Source organism: Microcoleus sp. EPA2, from assembly GCA_020882975.1.
Taxonomy (GTDB): Bacteria; Cyanobacteriota; Cyanobacteriia; order Cyanobacteriales; family Microcoleaceae; genus Microcoleus.
Window position 1 is genome coordinate 81603 of record JAHRFD010000017.1, and the last position, 21193, is coordinate 102795.

Sequence of the window (21193 nt, forward strand, 5' to 3'; positions counted from 1 at the left end):
CCATCTAGATTTCTATCGATAACAAACTATTTTGTGACCAATCTTCAAAAAACCATTCACCTCAGCATTTGTTTAGCTGTAGGGTGTTGGTGCTGAATCTCTGTTTGCTCGCCCCTTGGGAGGAAACAGGCTAAGGCGTTACCCTATTGTGACATACTCCCTCTCTGATTCAGCAGAACCTAATTGAACGCATACATTTGACTCGGTTAATCTAGGAATGTTACTAAATCTAGTGTGTATGGCATAATCTGAAAAGCAGTAGAGCCAAACATAGAAGGCTGATACCTGCTGTTAAATTTTTTAACTTTTGGTGATGGCAGTCTCCGCAGTTTTGCTAATCTTTTTAAGAAAGTGGCATTGATTCTGCCAAGGAGAAGTTGAGAAAGCCCTAAATAAGGCTTGATTGACTCTCCTAGTCCAGCATTGCTGTCGCTTGCTGCTAAAGTTGGGAAGGGTTAATCTTTAAAGATTAATACAGATGAGATTAGGGAGAGTTTGGCCCGAAATTACGCCTGTGGACTGGAAGGAGCTGACTCCCCAGGGTGAAGCAGGAAGTGAAGATTGAGTCTGCTTTGAGTAGATGCGATCGGCTTTCACAGAACACGGATACTGCTATCGACAAATTGCGCAAACGACACCAAAGAGAGGACTATCAGCGTGCTGTATCTAGCAGAAGTACAAAAACAGAGAAGCGGCTTTGGTCTCGGTGGCGGTAAGGCTGAACTAAAACTTCTAGCTTGTCAGCGGGGCGAACATAATTGGAGCGCTGTACCTGGAGATGATTTGATTCCAGTGGAGGAAGCTAATAAGTTTAACGACGGCACCCTGGTGCTGGTGGAGTTAAGCGCTAGCAAGCAGGTGCAGCGAATTCAGGAAGCTGCGCGCCAATTGGTGAGTATTCTCCAAAATTTCTCGCGCTTACAGGATAAGTTTAAGGATAAGGAAGAGGAAATTGAACAGTGGAAGGCTTCTCTGACGTTTTCGAGTCAGGAACTAAATCGCCGGGAAATGGAAATGCAAGCCCGCGAAGAGCAGTTGGCTCAAATGGTGGATGAGTTGGAGCGGCTGGAGGCGCAGCGCTCGGAAATTGAAAATACTCGCGATGAAGCTCACCGATTGCGGGAAGAAGTCGATCGCTCTCGTGTGGAAATGGAGATGGCTTGGGAACAGTTGCGGGGCGAGCAGCAGCGCGTGGAGCAGCAACAGTCTCAGGTTCAGCAAGGGGCGGTGGTAGATGAGGAACAGGCCCGTAGAATTCAGGAGTTAATGAATAAGCTTTCGGGGGCGATTGCTTCGGCTCAAGGGGTGCGGGAACAATTGAATCAGTCTTTTGGTGTCGTCGGGGCTCAACAGGCAATTTTGGATTTACACTGGCAGCAGTTGGAGCAACAACGGGCAAATGCTCAGCAGCAGCAAGCAGAGGTCGATCGCCAACTTCCCCATATCCAACACCGCTGGGAACAGTGGTATCAAGCTGCGGATGCTGTGACGCAAGCCAAGGTGGAGAGCAAGGGCCTGCAAAGTACGTTGAGTGCCAAGGAAGAACAGTTTCAGTTGTTGTCTGCCCAGGTGAGGGTTCTGGAGGCTCTAACGAGACAAGTTTCCGGTATGGCTCAAGGTTTTGGGGCTGTGGCTACAGAGCAGCAAGTGGATGTGCAAGCTCTGGAGAAAATGTCGATAGATGAGTTGCAGGGGCTAGTTCAAAACTTGCAACAGGATTTGGAAAAGGTGTTTCGGTTTGTTAACGATCAAGAGGAGGAGTTGACTCTCCAGCAGCAGACTATCGAGGAATTGCAAGCGAAAATTCAAGCTGCTAACGAGTACGATCGCATGGGGCTGGAAAATGAAATGGCCGATGAGCTAGAAAGTTATCAGATGTTGAATGAAACTCTGGTGGGACAACGACTGCGCTTGCAGGAACGGGAGAGTATTTTGAAGCAACATCAGGCGGTGCTTTGGAAACGCTTGGGTACTGCTAATCCAGCATCGCGAGAGGGAGAGATTGATTTGGGGCCGATCGTGGCACAATTGGAAAGTCAGCGCCAGCAGCAGCAGCAAGATTTACAGAAACTGGAGCAGGAAATTCAGCAGTTGCGAGAAGCATTAGCTCAAAATGATGGCAATGTCAACCGCCAAACTGGGGAACTGGAGGGTCAACGTCAGGAAATTAAACAGTTGGAGCAGAATTTGTTTAATCTCAAAAGTGCTGTGGCGGAACTCTGGGGCAGGGTGAATGTTTATCAAGAAATGTTGCAGCCGGTGCAGGATAATTTGAGTGGGCTGCGTCAAAAGTTGGAATCTGTGGGGGGGGAACTCGATCGCCTTGAGCAAACTGGAGAACAACAAGATCGGACGATTTCTCAGTTACAACAGGTGATTTCGGGTTTGATTAGTGGGTAAAAAGATAGTAGATATATCCCCGACTTTTTCAATAGACCTCTGACATAATTATTGTGGAACAGGCAGGATGCCTGTTCTTGACTGTCTTTTTAGGAGATGTCTATTAGGCTTGTTTGATATCAATTCCGGTTGTATCGGAATGATTTAACCACGAAGGCGCTAAGGACGCGAAGGAAGAGAAGAGAGAGTTTAATACAGGACGATGAAGAGAGGATTTGGTATGACTTTGCCAATTGTGGTGAATTCGCTATCAGACATCAGTCAACTTCTCCTAACATCATGTTTCAACTTCCAATGCTCTATCCTTCGATCCTTCGATCCTTCGACTAAGTTCAGGGTTCCGCACAAGTAACCGTAAAGGATTAGCAATTAGCCGGACTTGAAATAACACCTATTCCTGCCAAACGATCAACCCCTAAAGGCCGATAAATTGTATCTCTTTGTTGATAACTCCGCCCCAAAGAACTAATCGCATTTTGCAAATCTTCGACGGATTGACAACTACCACCAACTGCACCAGCCATGGTAGTGATATGTTCTTCCATCAATGTGCCACCGATGTCATTGCAACCCCATTTCAGGGCTTCTGTAGCTCCATCTAAACCTAATTTTACCCAACTTGGTTGATGATTGGGAATTAAATTTCCTAAGAAGATTCTGGATACGGCGGTGAGTAATAATGTATCTGCTAAAACTGGTTGATCGCGGCCGACTCGACTGCGCAAAGGTGCTGGTGCTTGCTGTCCGACAAAGGGTAGTAAGATGAATTCTGTAATGCTAGCTGGATAGTTTTTGTCGATCGCACTTTGTTGGAGCGATCGCACTTTTTCTAGATGCAAAACCTGCTGTTCGGCTGTTTCAATATGGCCACAAAGCATGGTACTGGTTGTTGACAATCCCAAACTGTGAGCCGTACCCACAATTTCCAGCCAAGTTGCCGCATCTGTTTTTTCCGGGCAAATAATCCGTCGTACTGCATCGTCAAGAATTTCTGCTGCGGTACCGGGCATGGAACCAACTCCCGCATCTCGTAAAGCCGAAATTACATAGCTGAAACTCAGGCCATCTTCCCTGGCAATAAATTGTATTTCTTGTGGCGAAAAAGCGTGCAAGTGTAATTGAGGGAACTCATCTTTAATTATTTTCACCAATTGCAGATAATAAGGCAAAGATCGGCCATTGAGTTTGGCGTTAAGATGTAATCCCCCCTGCATACAAATTTCCGTAGCACCCCGCTGCACTGCGTCTGTAGCTTTTTCCAGGATTTGAACCCTGTCTAACCAAAAAGCGCCCTCATCTTCCTGATTGCGGCGGAATGCACAAAAACTGCAATGCTGCTCGCAAATATTGGTGAAATTAATATTGCGATTGATAACATAGGTGACAACATCTCCTGATTGTCGGCGACGCAGCAAGTCAGCAGTTGTTTGAATCGCAGCTCGCGCATTTGGCTCTGTTTGCTGCAAAAGTACCAAGGCCTCTGCGGTGGAGAGGTTATAACCTTGTAAAGCGCGATCGAGAATGGCATCCACAGTTTATTTTCCAGCTCAGTTACAAAATCACGACCTAGAATTACAGGCGTTCTTATATTTTAACAAATCAGCTCTAGACGAAACATATTCTCAAGTCTATAGTCATCGTAAAACATATTTTACTTTCGGAAAACAGGAACTATGAACTTAAATCAAGTAAATCAGCTCTTGCCAGTACCGACGAACCCTTTGGAAATTCCGGCTGCACCGACTTTAGCTTCAAATTCTGGGACAACAGGGGAACCGCCCATTTATTTTTCCCTGATAATTCCCACCTACAACGAGTGCCAAAATATCAAAAAGATCGTCGAAAAGCTGAGCCAATTGCTTGATGGTAGCATGGCCGGCGACTACGAGATGATTGTAGTGGATGACGACAGCCCCGATCGCACCTGGGAAGTTGCCCTATCCCTGACACCCGACTATCCGCAATTGCGCGTGATGCGACGCGAGCACGAGCGAGGGCTTTCTACAGCGGTGATTAGGGGATGGCAAGCCGCCAGAGGTGAGGTTTTGGGCGTAATTGATGCCGACTTGCAACATCCGCCAGAGACGCTGTTGAATCTTTTGGCAGAGATTAAGCGGGGAGCCGATTTAGCCACTGCTAGTCGCCACGTTGCCGAAGGTGGAGTCAGCGACTGGAGTATGATCCGGCGATTTTTATCGCGGGGAGCTCAGACTTTGGGATTGGTGATACTACCGGGAGTTGTGGGCAGGGTTTCCGATCCCATGAGTGGCTATTTTATGGTGCGCCGCAGTTGTATTGCTGGTAAAATGCTCAATCCTGCCGGTTACAAAATTTTGATTGAAGTGCTCGGTAGGGGCGATATCCGCTGGATTGGAGAAGTTGGTTATGTGTTTCAGGAGCGCCAAGAAGGGGAGAGCAAAGTTACCTGGAAACAGTATATTGAGTATTTGCGACATTTGCTCCGGTTGCGGTTTGCCCGCTGGCCCATGGGCAAGTTTCTACGATTTGGTTTAGTCGGTTTCAGCGGGGTGTTTGTGAATATGGCGGCTTTGTACGTGCTGCGAAATTTCTGCAATTTGGAGCTGACTCGCAGTTTGATTTTGGCTGCGGAATTGGCAATTATTAATAACTTTTTGTGGAACGATCTATGGACTTTTGGGGAAATTTCTAGGCGGCAGCGAGGTCATCGCCAACGCTTGAAACGGCTGTTGAAGTTTAATACGATTTGCTTGATGGGTTTGATTTTGAATGTGCTGCTGGTGAATGTGATGTTTAATATTTTTGGGATGAATGAATATTTGGCTAATTTAATTGCGATCGTGGCGGTTACGTTGTGGAATTTCTGGATTAATATGAAGCTGAGTTGGCGGGTGACGGATGTTAATTAAAAAATTGGGCATTGGGAATGGTACAACCCCCCCAGCCCCCCCCAAGGGGGGAAGGAATTGGGAATTGTTCATGGGGAATTGGTTATTTTCTAATTTCTCCTTCGGATAACAGAATACATGATTAGGAATAAACAACTGTTGTTGGTATTATTGTGGATGGCGATCGCCTTGATGTTGCGATTTGCCAATTTGGACTTGAAACCACTGTGGACGGATGAGTTTTCCACTTTAGTTTTTAGTTTGGGCAATAGTTTTCGAGGTGTGCCGCTCGATCGGGCGATCGCTCTTTCTAGTTTACTGGAACCACTGCAATGGAGTCCCACTGCTACCACTGGCGATGTGCTGCATAATTTACTGTTAGAAAGCAATCATCCTCCAGTTTATTTTATGCTGGCTCACTGGTGGATGCGGTTGTTTGGGCCTTCTGCCGATAGTTTAGTCTGGATTGGGCGATCGCTCCCAGCTTTATTGGGTGTAATTTCCGTTCCAGCTATTTACTTTTTGGGCAAATTTGCGTTTAATTCTCCTCTAGTTGGTCAATGTGCTGCTGCGATGATGGCAGTTTCTCCCTACGGTATTTATCTCGCTCAAGAAGCTAGACATTACACTTTAGGAATTTTATTGGTTATTGCTTCTTTATTTTGCTTAATTTTAAGTATTAAACGCATCCAAGAACAGGCGATAATTCCCCTTTGGACTGTGGCAATATGGTTGATATTTAACTGTTTGGGAATAGCCAGTCACTACTTTTTTGTTTTAACTTTATGTGCCCAAGCCATAGCATTAACGGCTGTAATCACCCAGCAATATAACGAAAAATTTCATATTTTTTCTCAGATTACAAATTACACTAAAAACCCTACCTCTCCTTTGGGTAAATCTAAAAATATCTGGCGATTATTGGCAGTGGCTAGCGGTACGGCTGCTGGGGGTTTAATTTGGGTTCCCATATTTTTTTCCAATAAGTATGGCAGTGAATTAACTAATTGGATTGTTAGTGGCGATCGCACTTGGTTGAATTGGATTAGTCCAATTTTTCAAGCTTTGGCTGGATGGATTACTATGATATCTTTGTTACCCGTAGAATCGTCAAATCTGGCAGTAGTGATTGCATCGGCGATCGGGATGACTGTCTTTTTTGTATGGGCGCTTCCCCTGCTGTTTGGCGCGATTAAAACTGCTTTAAAAAACCCGGATACTGTTTTAGGTACTCTTATTCTTGGCTGGTTTGTAGTTGGAGCAATTTTCTTATTCTTTAGTTTTAAATATATTCTTGAGATTGACCTCACTCGCGGCGCTAGATACAATTTTGTTTACTTTCCAGGGGTGATTTTATTGTTAGGAGTAGCCTTGGCACTTATTTTTAACACACATACAGTAAAAAGTCAATGGTTTAATTACGGGGCTATCCAAACTTCTGGAAAAAAAGCTGTTTTACTAATTTTATTAATGGGTTTGGTGAGTGGTGTTACCGTAAATTCTAATCTCGGTTATCGGAAGTATTACAAGCCAGACCTTTTGGTGCCAATTATCCGCGAAGTATCACAAGTTCCGGTGTTGATTGCTACTACTCAAAAGACTCATGTGGAAATCGGGGAATTGATGGGTATTGGGTGGGAAATTAGGAAGAGGGAACAAGCACCCCCCACAACCCCCCCCAAGGCAGGGCTGTTTCATTCTGGTGACAAATCATGGTTTTGTAGGGGTAGCGCCACCGTGCCTACCCTCTTCATCCACGATTTTGTATGTGTTTCAGAGGTTGGGGCGGGCACGGGGGCACCGCCCCTACAAGAGAATGAAACAGCCCTGCCCCCCTTGGGGGGCAGAATTCAGAATGGGGCTATTGGGGGAAAGTCGGAAGCATTTGATTCTCCTTTATTTCTTTTGGCTAACCTGAAAAGAGAGACACCGGAAATAGCATCTGGGACACTTGAGAAAACACTTAGTCAATTGCAGCGTCCCCTCGATTTATGGTTGGTGAATTTTCGTGCACCTGTGGATTTAAAAGCGCAAGGTTGTGAGGTGGAATCGCGAAAATTGCCTGCTGTTGATGGGTATGAATATCAAGTTTATCATTGTTCGAGTTAAGAAGGAAGAAGTCATATCAAATCCGGTAGCATCTGAATTATTCATATCTCTATTCTCTCCCTCTGTGTCCTCTGTGTTCTAGTAAGGTTAAATCATTCCAATACAACCGGAAACGATATCACCCCCAAAGGGTGGAAATTCAGGAAGCAGGTTTTAAGGCGCGATGTCTAATGTGCTAGGCCCTAGGGCCATGTGTGATAATCATCCAAGGTTTTTCTACTATGCCGATCGCACCTGATGGAAATGGATCGGTTTGCGATCGATTGGGTGCTACAATCAAAGTTGTGAGTTTTTCGATGCTGTCAAAACTGGGAGCACTTGGTAGTATTTGTTGCAGTAGCTGTCGCATAGCTCGTCGCTGCAAGGAAAGGGGGGCTGCTCGCAAAATGGGGAGATTTAACTTGACTGGAAGTTGAAAAGTTCCGTACTCTCCTTCGTTGATTTGTAACATCGCTCGCTGTAGCAATTCGGTGGCGGCAACTTCGAGATATTCGACATCAGCGCGGAGGATTTCGGCTGTTTGAGCGAGGGCTTGTTGGGTTTGGGGGTTAAAATGAGTTTCTAAATAAGGTAATAATTCCGATCGAATCCGGTTGCGGGCGTATTGCAAATCCTGGTTTGTGGAATCTTCCCAAATTGGTAGTTTTTGCTCTTGACAAAATTCGCCTGTTTGCGATCGACTTATTTCGAGCAAGGGACGAACTAAGTAGATTTGAGAGTTGAGATTGGGGATTTTCGATTCGGGATTTTCATTTACCTTCTCTAATCTACAATCTGAAATCGGCAATGGAAAATCGACAAGGGGGCGAACCCATGTGAGGGCTGAAAGTCCATCGGCACCGCTACCGCGAATTAGGTTGTAGAGGAGGGTTTCGGCGCGATCGCTCGCTGTGTGACCTGTAATAATGTAGGGGTAGTTATTGGCGATCGCAATTTCGGTTAAACTTTGATATCGCCAGTTGCGGGCTGCTGCTTCAGTTTTCGGAATGCGATCGGCGGTTTTTTGATAATAGGATATTCCCCAATGTTTAGCTAAATTTTCTACATGATTTGCATTAGCTTCCGAATCCACACGCCAGCGGTGATCGCAGTGAACAATTGCTAATTGCCAGCCCCATTTTGGCTGCAAATCTAGGAGTAACTTCATGGCACACAAAGAATCTTGCCCGCCGGATACTGCTACTAATAATCGCTGATTTGGGGGCAATATTTTGCGGCGTAGCAGAGTCCGGTGCAGTTGAGCGTGGAGTTGTGTCCATTGGGAAGATAGGTGATTGGGCATAGATTATAACTTAAGAAACCGGGTTTTTTGATAAAATACTTCGTTGCAGCCCGGAGATTTCATCAAAAACCCGGTGTTCTCCTTCAGAATAGGGGGTGCATCTGTGTTTTCCAAATATATAGCAATCCTAAATCATTTGTGAAATTTCTCTCTTACCCCCTCCCCTTACTAAGGTCCGGGTTGGGGTGGGGTAAAAACTTTACGACTCCTGCAAGGATTGCTATATTTGTAGGGGCGAAGCATCACCGCAGTAAATCTCTGGTTATAACTAATAAATTGTCTGCGGCTATGCTTCGCCTATGCAAAATCTGGATGCTCCCAGAATAGGTAAGTCTTGTAATTGTCCCAGTCCCATATAGGACTGATTTTATAGACTCAAGTTGCGCTTCAAAAAGGTTTCTAGGGATTCCATTTTGATGCCGTAAATTGCTTCTAAGTTATGCACTTCTTCCGGGGTACAGAAAAATTCATTACCTAGCAATACCCGTAAAGTACCCAAACCTTTTTGAGCTTGAGGGTTCAAAAAACCCAAGGCATTTCGCAATCCGTCAAACACCACCAGTGGCGGGTTAATGATTACAGGTTCGCGATTGAATAAGCGTCCAAAAATGCGTGCAATGTCATCTCTTGTCAGCACATCTGGGCCGCCGACGGGCAGAATTTGGTTGCGCGCACCTTCCACAGTTGAGGAGTCTACTGCAATACGAGCTAAGTCGTCGGTACTGACAACAGAGGTGCGGTTTTTGCCGTCGCCAATTAGCAGGTAAAGTCCGGTTTCTCGAAACCTTTCTGCTAAGGGTAACAAGCTGGAAGCAAAACCGGCGGGCCGCAAGATTGTATAATTCAATCCGCTGTTTTGCAGGTATTTTTCGACTTCTCGCTTGGCTTTAAATACTGCCGAATCTTCGTATCCGCGATCGACTCCCAGTACCGAAAGAAATACAAAATGCTCAACTCCGGCTTCCTTGGCGCAGTCGATTAATTCTATATTAGCGCGGTAGTGTACGGCTTGAACGTCGCCGCCAGTGCCGTGGGTGCTGATGACACATTTGACTCCTTGGCAGGCTTTTTTAATATCTTTGTCTTGTTTCAAGTCGCCAATGAAAATTTCTGCGCCTCGGTTTTCTAGTTCTGAGTACCGAGATGCGAGGCGAACAAATGCGCGGACAGGTTTTTCTTGCTGTCTGATTTCTCGTACTATGCGGCGGCCTAGTGCGCCTGTTGCTCCGGTTACTAAGAACATAATGTTTAGTTGTTGGTTGTTCGCATTTTGCACTGTATCCCATTATAGCGGTTTTTCAGGGAGTTGGTAGTGAAGGGAGATAAAAAGGCGATCGCTTTGGTGTAATAACAAGTAAATAAATAAGGATACAATAAATATATCAATTAATTATCGAGAGGGCTGGGAGTCATGGTAGGAATTGGAACCAAACTCACTTTAGCAGAATTTCTAGCTTTGCCCGACGGAGATGTATATTATGAATTGGTAGATGGTGAAGCAGTTCCTAAAATGTCTCCTAAATTTTTTCATTCCAGTTTACAGGGAGCTTTATGTAGCCTAATTCGTGCATGGTGTAAAGGACGGGGGCGAGTGTTGCCAGAATGGGCAATTTTGTTAAAACGTCAGGGTAAAGATTGGGCACCTGTTCCAGATTTAACCTACATTTCCTATGAACGTTTACCGAAAAGTTGGCGGCGAAATGAAGCTTGTCCGGCAATTCCTGAATTGGTGATTGAGATTATATCGCCGGCTCAAACGATGAAGGAATTTGAAGAGAAGGCGAAAGATTATTTGGCTGCGGGTGTTCTACGAGTTTGGGTGGTTGATCCAGAGGCTATTTTAATTAGAAGTTTTTTCCCCGATGGTTCTAGTCAAATTTATACGGATAATATGCCGATTGTGGATGAGTTGTTGCCTGGTTGGGAGTTGACGACTAGACTAATTTTTGAAGAAGCGGAGTTGATTGATTGAGTGCTTGCGGGCGATCGCTTTTTTGGGAATGTGTGACCATATATATTTAATGTATCGTAATATTCATCCTAAGAATTTAATCGAATGATAAATGCTTTGCTATGACTTTCTACAGCCTTACCCATCCGCACAGGAGGCATGGCAGGCATTGAAAGGGTTAGACAGTGCTATTAAGTAGCAACAATTTATATTGTGTGGCATAATTATCATCACTTAAATTACCAAATTAAAGATTTAGCTCAACGGTATGAATCTAAATCCAGGGGATGTGATTGGCGGTCAATACAAAATTATAAAGGAATTGGGGCGAGGATGTAGCCAGACGTATCTAGCTGAAGATAAAAACAATTCATCTCGGCAAGTTGTTGTTGTCAAAGAAATTATACCGTTATCTAACGATCCAGCCATCTTGCAAGAAACTAAATATAGATTTGAAATAGAAGCTAAAGTTTTGAAACGCTTAGGAAGGCACTCTCAAATACCGGAGATGTCTAATAGTTTTGAAATACAAGGAAAATTCTATCTAATTCAAGAGTTTATTGAAGGGGATACCCTCAGCAAAGAACTGACAATAGGCAATCGGTTGCCAGAATACGAGGTGATTAACCTGTTGCAGGAAATCCTGGAAATTATTAAATTTATTCATGGGGAACAAGTGATTCACCGGGATATTAAACCAGCTAATATAATTCGCCGTCGGCGAGACAAAAAGCTGGTTTTAATTGACTTTGGAACAGTCCAAGAAATCAGTAACTTGGGAGAATCTGCGGGGTCATTGAACCCAACAATATCCTGTGGGACACCTGGTTATATGCCTCCTGAACAATGCAATCGACAAGCAAGATTTAGCAGCGATATCTATGCTGTAGGAATGATTGGCATCCAAGCACTCACGGGATTAGATCCTTTAAAGCAAATACAAGCAGATCTAAAGGGTGAAAAAATCTGGCGTCCTTGGGCACAGGTTTCTCCTGAGTTAGCCAAAATTTTAGACAAAATGGTGCGGTATCACTTCCACGATCGATACGAGTCGGCATCTGAGGCATTGCAGGCATTGCAGGCATTGCAAGCATTGCAACGGATCGATATTCCACCCCAAAGGTGGCGGCAATGGGTATTTTCCCAACTCACTCAGTTGATGTCGCAGTTATGCCGTTTGAGTCGCAAGAAAATCTTGTGGTTGGGATTAGCTGTAGCAACATTGGCTGGTGCGATCGCTTTTTCACAATTACTCTCTTCACAACCAAAGATTGCTCCGGGGGAAAAGCATTTAAGTTATGGTCAAAAAGTCCTAATCCCCGGCTCGATACTATCAGAAAAGGAAAAGGGGGTCAAAGCATTCGCTGACGGTAAGTACAGTGAAGCAATTAGGTTATTTGAGCAGGCTAGGAAAAAAACACCCAGAGATCCGGAAACTTTAATTTATCTCAATAACGCTCGGATAGCAGATCAAAATTTGCCTGCTTACACGATCGCAGTTGCTGCCCCTTTCGATAGCGGTAAAGACGATGTAAACCAATCGGGGCAGGAACTTCTGCGAGGGGTTGCCCAAGCTCAAGATGAGGTCAATTGGGGACAAAAAATTAATGGTAAGAGTCTGAAAGTGGCGATCGCAGATGATGCTGACAAAGAAGACCAGGGTACTGAGATAGCGAAGGTTTTGACAGCTAAATCAGATATCTTAGCTGTCGTCGGTCACTTTTCCAGTTCAGTAACTCTCAAGACTGCTCCTGTTTATGAAAAGGAAAAATTAGTATTAGTGTCTCCTACAAGTACATCGGAAGATATCTCACAATCGGGTGATTTTATATTTCGCAGCGTCTCTAGCGATCGGGTAGCTGCCCAAAGCTTGTCTAGTTACTTGCTTAATAGAGCCCGTCAGCAGAGAGTGGCAGTTTTTTACTATCCAGGAAATCCTTACAGCCAATCTCTCAAGGATAGATTCCAAACTAACTTTATATCTGGTGGTGGAAAGATAGTCGAGGAATTTGATTTATCTAGCCCTCTGTTCAAGCCAAATCTAGCTGTAGAGAAGGCTAAAAAATTAGAAGCTACAGGGCTTGTTTTATTTCCGAATATCTCAACTCGTAACGGAGCAATAAACACCATTGAAGCAAATCGCTATGGCTATTGCATGGTAGGAGGAGATAGCCTCTACAATTCTCAGACATTGAAGGAGGCTGGCGAAGAAGGTGTCAACCGCCTGGTTATAGCTACTTTTTGGCATAGATTGAACAGTCCAAATCAACAATTTCCAAAAGATAGTGAGGATTTATGGCGAGCTCCAGTCAGTCCCAATACGGCATCAGCTTATGATGCAACTCGTGCGGTGATAACAGCCTTAAAAACTCTGCCACAACCAACCCGCATTAATATCCAAGAGGCTTTGGCTAATCCTAGTTTTAATACTATTGGAGCTACAGGTAAAATAAGTTTTGACAAAAATGGCGATCGTAAGGAGCCAATTATTCAATTGGTAGCAGTAGTCCCGTCTAGCAATAACTCTGCTTATGAATTTGTGCCTATAGACGATCCCAGAGTGCGCTTTGATTGTCAATAACTAAGTGCGATCGCTCACAAACCTAAAATCACACGCATGGCTACTGCCAGCTCATCCATATAATTTTCATCTAAATGACCGATTACCCTAATAACCCTGGATTTGTCGATGACTCGAATCTGTTCGCAAAGTATTACTGAATCTTGATTTAAACCCCCAACTCCAGATGGAACAAATACATGAGAAGGTAAAAGAGCGCGACGAATCTTCGTAGTAAACGGTGCAATAATAGTATGAGGACTTACTGCATTAGCACGGTCAATTTGTAAGATGACAACAGGTCTGATACCAGCTTGCTCTGTACCAACTACCGGATTCAAATCGCATAATACGACATCTCCTCTTCTATATGTTAGGTTTACTGATGAAGATCCTACCATTGAATTTCTCCACGGGCTAACTTTTCTTCGTAGGCTTCTAAATTCCTTAAATAGTCAGAAAAGTCGGATTCAGTAAGCTGTGGCAATTCACTATTGTATTTGAGGAGCAAAAAGTCTATAAAATCATTCACCTCTTGAACAAGAGACTCTGGCATTTGGCTAATTTTAGCAATAGTTAGATCGTATACTGTCATGTTTTTACCTCAAAGACTTTCATTGAGTTGTTTCAACTCCCCTTGGGACTGCACTTGCTTGTGCAAACTAATTTTGTCGCCCACTTCATACCCAGAATTAAAACCAGCCTCGCTGCTGATTTGAGAACCTGTCCGAGTTTTAACTTTAGCACCCAAACTCTGTAAATAATCTGCGATCGCCTGTTGATTCTTCTCAAACATCGATCGCACCACAATCGCCGGAGTCGCCGCCACATCCCCCACACCCGGAATCCCCGACTCTTCCATTTGCTGCTTTTGTTCCAACAATCTCTGTCTCAATCTCGTCGCGCAGCCCACCCGAAAAGCATTGAGATAAGCCAATCCCCGCCCACTTCCTTTGCGGTATTTCGCCCTCCGTTCGATCGCCTGACTCAAATACTCGTAAAGATGGGTACACACAATCAAATTAGTAGAAGTTCCCACCAAAAACATACTACCAGTATAACTATTTCGCATCGCATTACAACCGTTAGCTTCACCAATTCCCGAAAGTAAAATCATCTTCCAAGTCACATAGCGCGGTGTAGTTTCCACTCCACTTTCGCTAATTTCTTCCTGTTGATTCGGACCTAAATCAGCGAGACTGAGATTGTATTGTGCTAGCAAAAGTGAAGCTTTTTCAGCCGCCGCAGTCGATTCGTTTTCATTGGATGAAGTAGCGAGGGCTAGCAGCTTTTTGATTTTTTCGACAATATTTGTGTCTGCCATTGTTCAATCAATTTTAGGGTGAGAGGACGCGGTGGCAAGGATTCGGGGATGTTCTGATTTTAGTATAGCGTGGAATGTGCGATGTTTTTTGAGGATTTTTTTGAACCACAGAGGGCGCAGAGGGCGCAGAGAGAGGAAGAAATTCCTGGAGGGATTGACAAGGTAATTATTTCATTCACAAGTGTTGTGATGAATCTCAAATTTTTGCTACACCATGACTATCCGTAAGTCCTATTTAAGATTATGTCATTCATTGAATAGGATTTTTTTGAACCGCAGAGGCCGCAGAGGGCGCAGAGAGAGGAAGAAAGAAGTTTGCAAATTATGGGCGGATTTGGATATTATTCGAGGGCTTCTAGGACTGATTTGGGTGACAATTTATCTTTAAACCAGATTACTTTTGCTGGTACGTCTTTTACTTTTACTCCGGCTTTTTCTAAGTTCAGTCTTTCGGAAATAGCCAAGATTAAATTATCGCATTCGGACTTATGTACTTGGGCAAATTTCTTTTGCAAATACTCCGGCCGCCAATAACCAACTATTTCTAATAAAAAAACTCGCCCGTCGGGATGTACTAACCGAAAGTCGGGAATCATCACGCTTCCGGGAATGGGAATTAAATCTACTTCTCGTTCTAGTTTCCACTCGGTTTTTGTGGAATTCCATCTCTCGGCAAATGCTGCTTCTAACATACTATCATAGGGTTTTCCTGGTGGATAGTGGCTGACTAATCCGCACTCGGAATTTAGGGTGAATTTACCTGTTTTTAATACGCCAGTAAAAGGGTCTTTTGTTTGCAGTGTTGAGTGCATACTCCATTTGGTTACGTGTAGCAGGGCGGGTAGCATTTTTGCTAGGGCTAAGCCGTAGCGGGTGCTGGGTTTGAATAAGCTTGTCGGTCCGTCGATGGTGAGGGTGAAACCATGTTCGGCATCGCCTTCTATGTAAGTCATTAATTGGAATAGTTTCAGATAGCGAAATAGGAGTTTGTATTCTCCTGGATCGTTGCGGTGGGCGTTTAATTGGACTTGACTGGCGCGATAAAATATGCCTTGGACTTGAGAAAGGTTGTACCGATGTAAGAGTGCTTCTGGTGTGGGTGTGTCGAATTGGGTGAAGATTTTGTTTTCGTTTAAATCTGCGTATAAACCTGTAGTTATTTCGTTGGTTAAAACTTCTCTATTTAATTTTTGACCTAGTTCAAGTGCTAATGTTTCGAGGGTTAATTGGGTGGAATTGTTGCTGGGTACGGATTGTGCTGCTAGGGCAAATACGCGCTGTCTCAATGCAATTGGTTCTAGGGGACTGATGATTTCAAAGGTGCTGAAACCGCCTTTGAGTAGGTGGGCTAATCCGCGTTTTAGTCGGTAGTCGGGACTGTCGCCTTCTAGTTCTTGCAACCGTTTGTCTAGTTCGCCTTGGGTTTTGCCGATCGCACTTTGGAAGCAATCAATCATTTCGGCGGCTGCTTCTAGGTTTTTAGCATCTATCTTCAGGCGTAGGGGGACGATCGATTCGCCGTTTTGGCGGTGACTTAGTAGTTCGGTTGGTAGCATTTGTTATTTTTAACGAACCGCGAAGGCGCGAAGAACGCGAAGGGTACGCTGAGGGGTATTTGTTTAGTTATACCGCTTTTGGAATCTTTGCTGTGGGAAGCTTTCAGGGGAAATAACCCATTTTTTACCGGTTTGTCGCTATAGGCGGGAAAAACTTGTTGACATTCGGATTTACATCGTTTAATGTAAACGTATAAATGTAAAATACTAGGTGCTTTACAGTCATGGACTTTGAGGATATTCGTCAGTGGCAGGGAACTGCTGAGGCGATCGCCAAGGAACTGAAACGCCAAATCGCTCGGCTTGGGTTGTCTGTGGAACCGCCGGCCGTGCGAACAGTCCGGCTGTGGCGATCGAAGCAGCTTTTGTCGCAACCCAAAGGGCAAGAATTTAGATTTCGCCAGATTCTGGAGGGATTGGGTGTGGCGCTGCTGCTGAAGCGGGGCTGGACGCTGGCGGCGATCGCTCAAGTTTTACCCTCATTCCCCGACGCAACTTTGGAGCAACAAATCATCGCTGAGGCTGATGGTCAAGACCCCTCATGGCTGCCACAAATGCAAACAACGACATTGCCATTGCCCACAGGGCACGCCAGCACGATCGATCTGGCTGAGGATACTGTTATATTGCTAGCCCAGGGAATTCTGCGGCAGTACGCGAGAATTCTCAATCGAGACATTGTTCGCCAAGATGACAGTATACCATCGGAACTTTATCGGGCTATGTGCAAGTTGGGCCGGCTGTATATCGAAGCCGGAAAAAGCGATCGCGCGGCTTGCATCCATACCGTTTTGGAACGTGCTAGATATCCCCTCAATCAGTGGGAATTAGACATTTTTCGTCACGCCGATTTTGAATCTGGTCAAGTAATTCTGATCGATCCAGACTTGCGAGTGCCGACCTCAGATTGTGCAGTAATTGCCAACAGCAAAGGTACTTTTGGCGAAGATAATGCGATCGAAAATCGCCTGTATGAACGGTTGCGCGAGGCAACTGAACGATTGGGAATTCGCCGCCAGCATAAAGCTTATACGGCTTTGCGATCGCTATTTGGCAGTCGATCGCTCATCGGAGAACACCAACTCTTAGACTACTTACGTGACAACGATTTAACACCTTTGCAGGGAACGATTGTTGACACATTTTTTGATAGCGTGCCGGATATCTGGTTAATTAACGGATACGCTCATCGCTGCGCCCATTGTGGTACGTTGATGCGACCATATGCCGATCGCAAACTTTTTCCCGATGGGCGATGTCCGATTCGCCAATGCCTCGGCCACAACTCCTCAACAGCAAAAGTTTCGGAAAAATTAGATCCAAACCAAGACCGATTGCTGATTGCCAAGCCCCAGATTTTAACCTATTGGACTGGGCCGGCGATCGACGAATTAGCAATTTTTGATGCAGCCCTAAAAAACGGACTCGATGCCGAACTTTACCCAGAATCCGACCTGTGCGATGTGTCAATTAACGGTCGCAATATTGGCATTGACGCGAAGTCGTACACCAGTCCTGTCTCCCTTGCCTTGCGCCTCAACCGTACTGGCATCGGGGGGCTGATTCACTACCGCCGCCGCATCATTGCCGTCAGCGACCAATTAATTGAAGAGCGGCCAGATTACCTCTCTACTTTTCACTCAGCGATCGATAAAAAAGACAAGCCTGCTACTCTCGAAATTATGTCTGTTTCACAAGTCATACAGTTGTTAAAGGCAATCAAATATGAGAACTAAACCTGATTTCTGGACAGGGCCAGATCGCATTTGCTGGCTGTGCGTTTTGATGGCAGAATTTATTGATACTAATTCCCTAGAATATGCCCCTTTAACAATATCGGGAATGGCGAGTATCATCAATGCACCCGCGTTGGCAAAAGCCCGCCAAGCCATATTCAATATGCGCTTGATGTCGCTGGCTTACGTGACAGAACAGTCAGTGAAACACGCAGTTGCTATTTATAACGATCGCCACTACCGCAACAAAACTCAGGGAACCTATAAAATTAACTTAGAAACACTTCGCTTTGAACGCACAGACCCCCTAGAAGATTCTTTAATTACCCAAGCGCGTCAAATTCTGGGCCAGCCTTTAGCACACCAATTTTACAGCGCCACATTTGCCGATCCGCGCCAGCAAATGGCCGTTGCTTTAGGTGAAGAAACAACAGCCGCGAGAGTGCCAATTGGGCCGATCGCAGCCCCGCTTGGCCAGCGCCGCACCCATTCCCTCGATCGCTTGCCGAAAGCAAAAATCCGTATTCCCCTTGTAGAACTGTACGAATTAGCAATTGAGATGGATGAACGCGAAGCAAAGCATCCTGAAAAAAGACGGGGTAGCTGGGTACAACGGTTTCAACATTTTGCACTTAAGGTGCCAGAAATTGGTAAGGGTTTGCGGGAAGAAACAGTCATCGAATTAGAAGGCATCAAGCACTTAATTGGACTGCCTGGATCGGGCAAAACAACTTTGCTCGTATTAATAGCTGTGTGGTTGGGAAAACGCGGTTATAAAGCGATGTTTGTCTTTCCCTCCATTGAAGTTGCCAGACAGTACATGGCAGAACTGGCATTTCACGAAATTAAAGTGGGAATGCTAGTCGGTCAAAGCGATGGAACTCGCCGCCGACACGCTAACAATATTGCCGAGGCGATCGCAGCATCAGGGGGAAATGGCGGCTTTGCCTATAGTTTGGAACAGGCAGAAACTTTTGGCTTAAATTGCGTCTTGCCTGCGTTTTCAAATGCTGATACTTCGATGTGGGAATTTGGTAAAGCACCCTGCAATGAAATTTTACAAAGCGGTGGCAAAAAAGGGCAAATGAAAAAGTATCTTTGTCCGGTTTGGACGATGTGCGGCCGCCAAAAATCACCCCGCGATTTGCTAGATGCTGATATTTGGGTCGGCCACGTTCTGTCAATGGATACTGAAGTTCCACCTCATGCTATTCGCGATCGCATTCGTTATTTTGAATTAATTGCCCGGACATTTGATGTCGTAGTTTTTGACGAAGCAGATATGGTGCAATCAAATCTGGATGCTTACGGTGCTGCAACTTTAAAACTTTCTGGTGCGGCAGATTCTATCCATTTAGTCATTCAAGAACAAATTCACAATCGTTTTGCTCGTGGCGAGAATTATCGATTGTTCGATCGAGATGTAGAACTTTATAGCCGCGACCTAGCAGAATTTGGCAATCACAACACATCGTTAATTACTGCCGTTCAAAATATGCCCTCATCGCCAGTCGGCAAACGCTATGAGAATCAGTTATTAACCGTTCTGAGAATTGTCAGCGATTTGTTGGATGGCTATGAGAAAACTTCTAAACGCGATCGCCTTGACGAAGAGGAAGTCAAACAAGGATTTAGCAAAAGTCGAGCCTTGAAAGAATTCTGGGAAACGGCTGCTTACCATGCTTTTTACGATCGCACTGGCATTGAACCGCACGATCGACTTAACCTGGATCTGTGCGCTCAAAGGCTGGGAATCAACCGCGATACCCTCAAACAGCAGTGGGAAACTCAAATTCTTTATTTTCGCCGTTATTTAGCGGAGAATCTGATCGAACGGCGCGACAAAATTGTCAAAGAAATTGCCGAATTGTTTTTGCCTTTGTGTTTTAAGGATGCCACTGAATCAGCCGAAGCTCAGGATACGATTACCTTACTTGTTTGCGTCACTTTTGTAATTTTAGGCTATCAGCGGATCGTACCGGAAACGAGAACAATGGTAGCAGAAGGACTGATTCGGGAACCGATTGTCGAATCAACGGCAACGCCGGAACTGCGACAACTGATTCCTGAGAATATTTTGGGGTCTTTTTCGGGCGTGAAATACAGTTTCCAATCGGCACAAACTACTCGAATTCAAGCCCGCAATGTAGAACTGTCTTATATCATTTTTGTGGGCGCGCCTCGGATGTTAATGCACCGTTTTCCTCAGTTATTTAAGGCAGATGGCGAAAGGTCGGGGCCGGCAGTTTTAATGACTTCAGCTACCTCATTTCTCGAAGCAAGTCCTGCTTATCACATTAACTCGGGGCCGGATTATCTGCTGAAACCGCGCCAAACCGAACACGATCCCAAAAAGAGCATCTACCGCTTCAAATGGCTGCCAGATCGCGAATGGCGCGATGAACCTCTCCGATATAGCGGTGCTGGTAATGATCGGCGCGATCGCAATTTAGAAAAAATGATAGACTTGCTGGTACGGGGAGGAAAGAAGAAATCTGAAATTTACAAATCCATCCTCAACTTTGACGTGCAAGAGGGTATTTACCGCAAAGCAGCCTTAATTGTTAACAGCTACGAACAAGCTCGCAACATTAAGAAATTTATCAACGATTATCATCCAGAAATCGGCAAACGAACCAAAGCAGTTGTTAATTTTCTCAAAAACGGAGAGCAACCCACTGATTTCGTTACCACGGCCCAGTGCGAGGCTTTAGGAGATGATGAAACTTGTGATATTATCATTTTTCCCATGTTGGCAATTGGTAGAGGCGTAAATATTGTTTTCACCAAAGGAGATAGGAAACTCGATGCAGCCATTGGTACAATTTATTTCCTCACCCGTCCCCACCCCACGACTGACGATACACAACTTTTGTACAGCCTAGCCGGAAAATCTACCCAAGAATTTGACAGTCTAGTTTTTACTGAAGCAGAAGACTTGCCAGCAATTTTTAATGCTTGGAAACAGTCGAGAAAACAACTCTGGAAAACGGCGAATCGGCTGTTGCGCGAACCTCTGATGGCTAGCCGTTTGGGTGAAGATTTATTTAAACCGTTTACGGCCAATCAGATGGTGGGAATTTTGCAAACTATCGGGCGCGGGATGCGAAATGGGTGTCCGGTACAAGTTTACTTTGTCGATGCAGCTTGGGCTATTAAATCTACTAAAAATGAACCTGACTCCGGGCGGGACAGTATGCTAGTTCAGATGCGAATTATTTTAGAAGAATGCCTCAAGCATCCCGATCCAGTGATTCAAGAAATATATCAAGAGCTTTACGGTGCATTTCTCGATCCCCTGCGGCGCATTGATGGCGTAGTTTACCCGCCCAGTTTACGGAATTCAGAAGGTTTGACAGAGGAAGAAGACGATTTTGATAATTTTTCACCTTTATTGGAGATGTAACC

The 21193-nt window shown here is 44.9% G+C and carries 14 protein-coding genes; 7 read left to right on the forward strand and 7 right to left on the reverse strand.

Annotation, left to right across the window (positions count from 1 at the left end; translation table 11 throughout):
- Positions 1-657 precede the first annotated feature (657 nt).
- Positions 658-2400, forward strand: a complete 1743-nt coding sequence (gene hmpF, locus AAFP14_RS16240) for a pilus motility taxis protein HmpF (protein ID WP_341733282.1) — start codon at positions 658-660, stop codon at positions 2398-2400.
- Positions 2401-2762: 362 nt separating this feature from the next.
- Here the strand turns inward: hmpF and cofH are convergent, their stop codons facing one another.
- Entirely contained in the window at positions 2763-3932 is a 1170-nt protein-coding gene (cofH, locus tag AAFP14_RS16245; RefSeq protein ID WP_341733283.1) for a 7,8-didemethyl-8-hydroxy-5-deazariboflavin synthase subunit CofH, read from the reverse strand.
- 141 nt (positions 3933-4073) lie between these two features.
- Between cofH and AAFP14_RS16250 the strand changes: the two genes are divergently transcribed.
- Both AAFP14_RS16250 and AAFP14_RS16255 read left to right on the forward strand, forming a co-directional pair.
- Positions 4074-5288 carry a glycosyltransferase gene (locus AAFP14_RS16250; RefSeq protein ID WP_341733284.1) on the forward strand — a complete coding sequence of 405 codons (1215 nt, stop codon included), beginning with the start codon at positions 4074-4076 and terminating at the stop codon, positions 5286-5288.
- Between the two features lie 117 nt (positions 5289-5405).
- A complete protein-coding gene (locus AAFP14_RS16255) occupies positions 5406-7376 on the forward strand; it encodes a glycosyltransferase family 39 protein (RefSeq protein ID WP_341733285.1) in 1971 nt (656 codons plus the stop codon).
- Between the two features lie 175 nt (positions 7377-7551).
- Here the strand turns inward: AAFP14_RS16255 and tilS are convergent, their stop codons facing one another.
- Positions 7552-8658: a tRNA lysidine(34) synthetase TilS gene (gene tilS, locus AAFP14_RS16260; protein ID WP_341733286.1), complete on the reverse strand. Its 1107-nt coding sequence runs from the start codon at positions 8656-8658 to the stop codon at positions 7552-7554.
- 367 nt (positions 8659-9025) lie between these two features.
- Positions 9026-9901, reverse strand: a complete 876-nt coding sequence (locus AAFP14_RS16265) for an SDR family oxidoreductase (protein WP_340550496.1) — start codon at positions 9899-9901, stop codon at positions 9026-9028.
- Positions 9902-10069: 168 nt separating this feature from the next.
- Here AAFP14_RS16265 and AAFP14_RS16270 point away from each other — a divergent pair, with 168 nt between their 5' ends.
- Positions 10070-10630 (forward strand): Uma2 family endonuclease, encoded by a 561-nt coding sequence (locus tag AAFP14_RS16270; protein ID WP_341733287.1) that lies wholly within the window; start codon positions 10070-10072, stop codon positions 10628-10630.
- A gap of 247 nt (positions 10631-10877) precedes the next feature.
- Entirely contained in the window at positions 10878-13190 is a 2313-nt protein-coding gene (locus AAFP14_RS16275) for a bifunctional serine/threonine-protein kinase/ABC transporter substrate-binding protein (protein WP_341733288.1), read from the forward strand.
- Positions 13191-13204: 14 nt separating this feature from the next.
- Here the strand turns inward: AAFP14_RS16275 and AAFP14_RS16280 are convergent, their stop codons facing one another.
- From AAFP14_RS16280 to AAFP14_RS16295, 4 genes are all read right to left on the reverse strand, one after another.
- Complete coding sequence (locus AAFP14_RS16280) at positions 13205-13570, reverse strand: type II toxin-antitoxin system PemK/MazF family toxin (protein ID WP_341733289.1); 366 nt, start codon at positions 13568-13570, stop codon at positions 13205-13207.
- On the reverse strand, positions 13564-13764 hold the full coding sequence (locus AAFP14_RS16285; RefSeq protein ID WP_341733290.1) for a DUF2281 domain-containing protein: 201 nt from the start codon (positions 13762-13764) through the stop codon (positions 13564-13566). Before AAFP14_RS16285 ends, AAFP14_RS16280 begins: the two co-directional genes overlap by 7 nt.
- A 9-nt stretch (positions 13765-13773) precedes the next feature.
- Positions 13774-14493 (reverse strand): DUF2786 domain-containing protein, encoded by a 720-nt coding sequence (locus AAFP14_RS16290; RefSeq protein WP_341733291.1) that lies wholly within the window; start codon positions 14491-14493, stop codon positions 13774-13776.
- Positions 14494-14834: 341 nt separating this feature from the next.
- On the reverse strand, positions 14835-16049 hold the full coding sequence (locus tag AAFP14_RS16295) for a DUF790 family protein (RefSeq protein ID WP_341733292.1): 1215 nt from the start codon (positions 16047-16049) through the stop codon (positions 14835-14837).
- A gap of 224 nt (positions 16050-16273) precedes the next feature.
- Here AAFP14_RS16295 and AAFP14_RS16300 point away from each other — a divergent pair, with 224 nt between their 5' ends.
- Positions 16274-17785, forward strand: coding sequence for a restriction endonuclease-related protein (locus AAFP14_RS16300; RefSeq protein ID WP_341733293.1), 1512 nt, complete (start codon positions 16274-16276; stop codon positions 17783-17785).
- Positions 17775-21191: a pPIWI_RE_Z domain-containing protein gene (locus AAFP14_RS16305; protein ID WP_341733294.1), complete on the forward strand. Its 3417-nt coding sequence runs from the start codon at positions 17775-17777 to the stop codon at positions 21189-21191. The genes AAFP14_RS16300 and AAFP14_RS16305 overlap by 11 nt, the downstream gene beginning before the upstream one ends.
- The last annotated feature ends 2 nt before the right edge of the window (positions 21192-21193 follow it).

Coding starts and splice junctions, on each gene's coding strand:
- AAFP14_RS16250 (WP_341733284.1), top strand. CDS start 4,074: ATGAACTTAAATCAAGTAAATCAGCTCTTGCCAGTACCGACGAACCCT.
- AAFP14_RS16255 (WP_341733285.1), top strand. CDS start 5,406: ATGATTAGGAATAAACAACTGTTGTTGGTATTATTGTGGATGGCGATC.
- tilS (WP_341733286.1), bottom strand. CDS start 8,658: ATGCCCAATCACCTATCTTCCCAATGGACACAACTCCACGCTCAACTG.
- AAFP14_RS16265 (WP_340550496.1), bottom strand. CDS start 9,901: ATGTTCTTAGTAACCGGAGCAACAGGCGCACTAGGCCGCCGCATAGTA.
- AAFP14_RS16270 (WP_341733287.1), top strand. CDS start 10,070: ATGGTAGGAATTGGAACCAAACTCACTTTAGCAGAATTTCTAGCTTTG.
- AAFP14_RS16275 (WP_341733288.1), top strand. CDS start 10,878: ATGAATCTAAATCCAGGGGATGTGATTGGCGGTCAATACAAAATTATA.
- AAFP14_RS16280 (WP_341733289.1), bottom strand. CDS start 13,570: ATGGTAGGATCTTCATCAGTAAACCTAACATATAGAAGAGGAGATGTC.
- AAFP14_RS16285 (WP_341733290.1), bottom strand. CDS start 13,764: ATGACAGTATACGATCTAACTATTGCTAAAATTAGCCAAATGCCAGAG.
- AAFP14_RS16290 (WP_341733291.1), bottom strand. CDS start 14,493: ATGGCAGACACAAATATTGTCGAAAAAATCAAAAAGCTGCTAGCCCTC.
- AAFP14_RS16295 (WP_341733292.1), bottom strand. CDS start 16,049: ATGCTACCAACCGAACTACTAAGTCACCGCCAAAACGGCGAATCGATC.
- AAFP14_RS16300 (WP_341733293.1), top strand. CDS start 16,274: ATGGACTTTGAGGATATTCGTCAGTGGCAGGGAACTGCTGAGGCGATC.
- AAFP14_RS16305 (WP_341733294.1), top strand. CDS start 17,775: ATGAGAACTAAACCTGATTTCTGGACAGGGCCAGATCGCATTTGCTGG.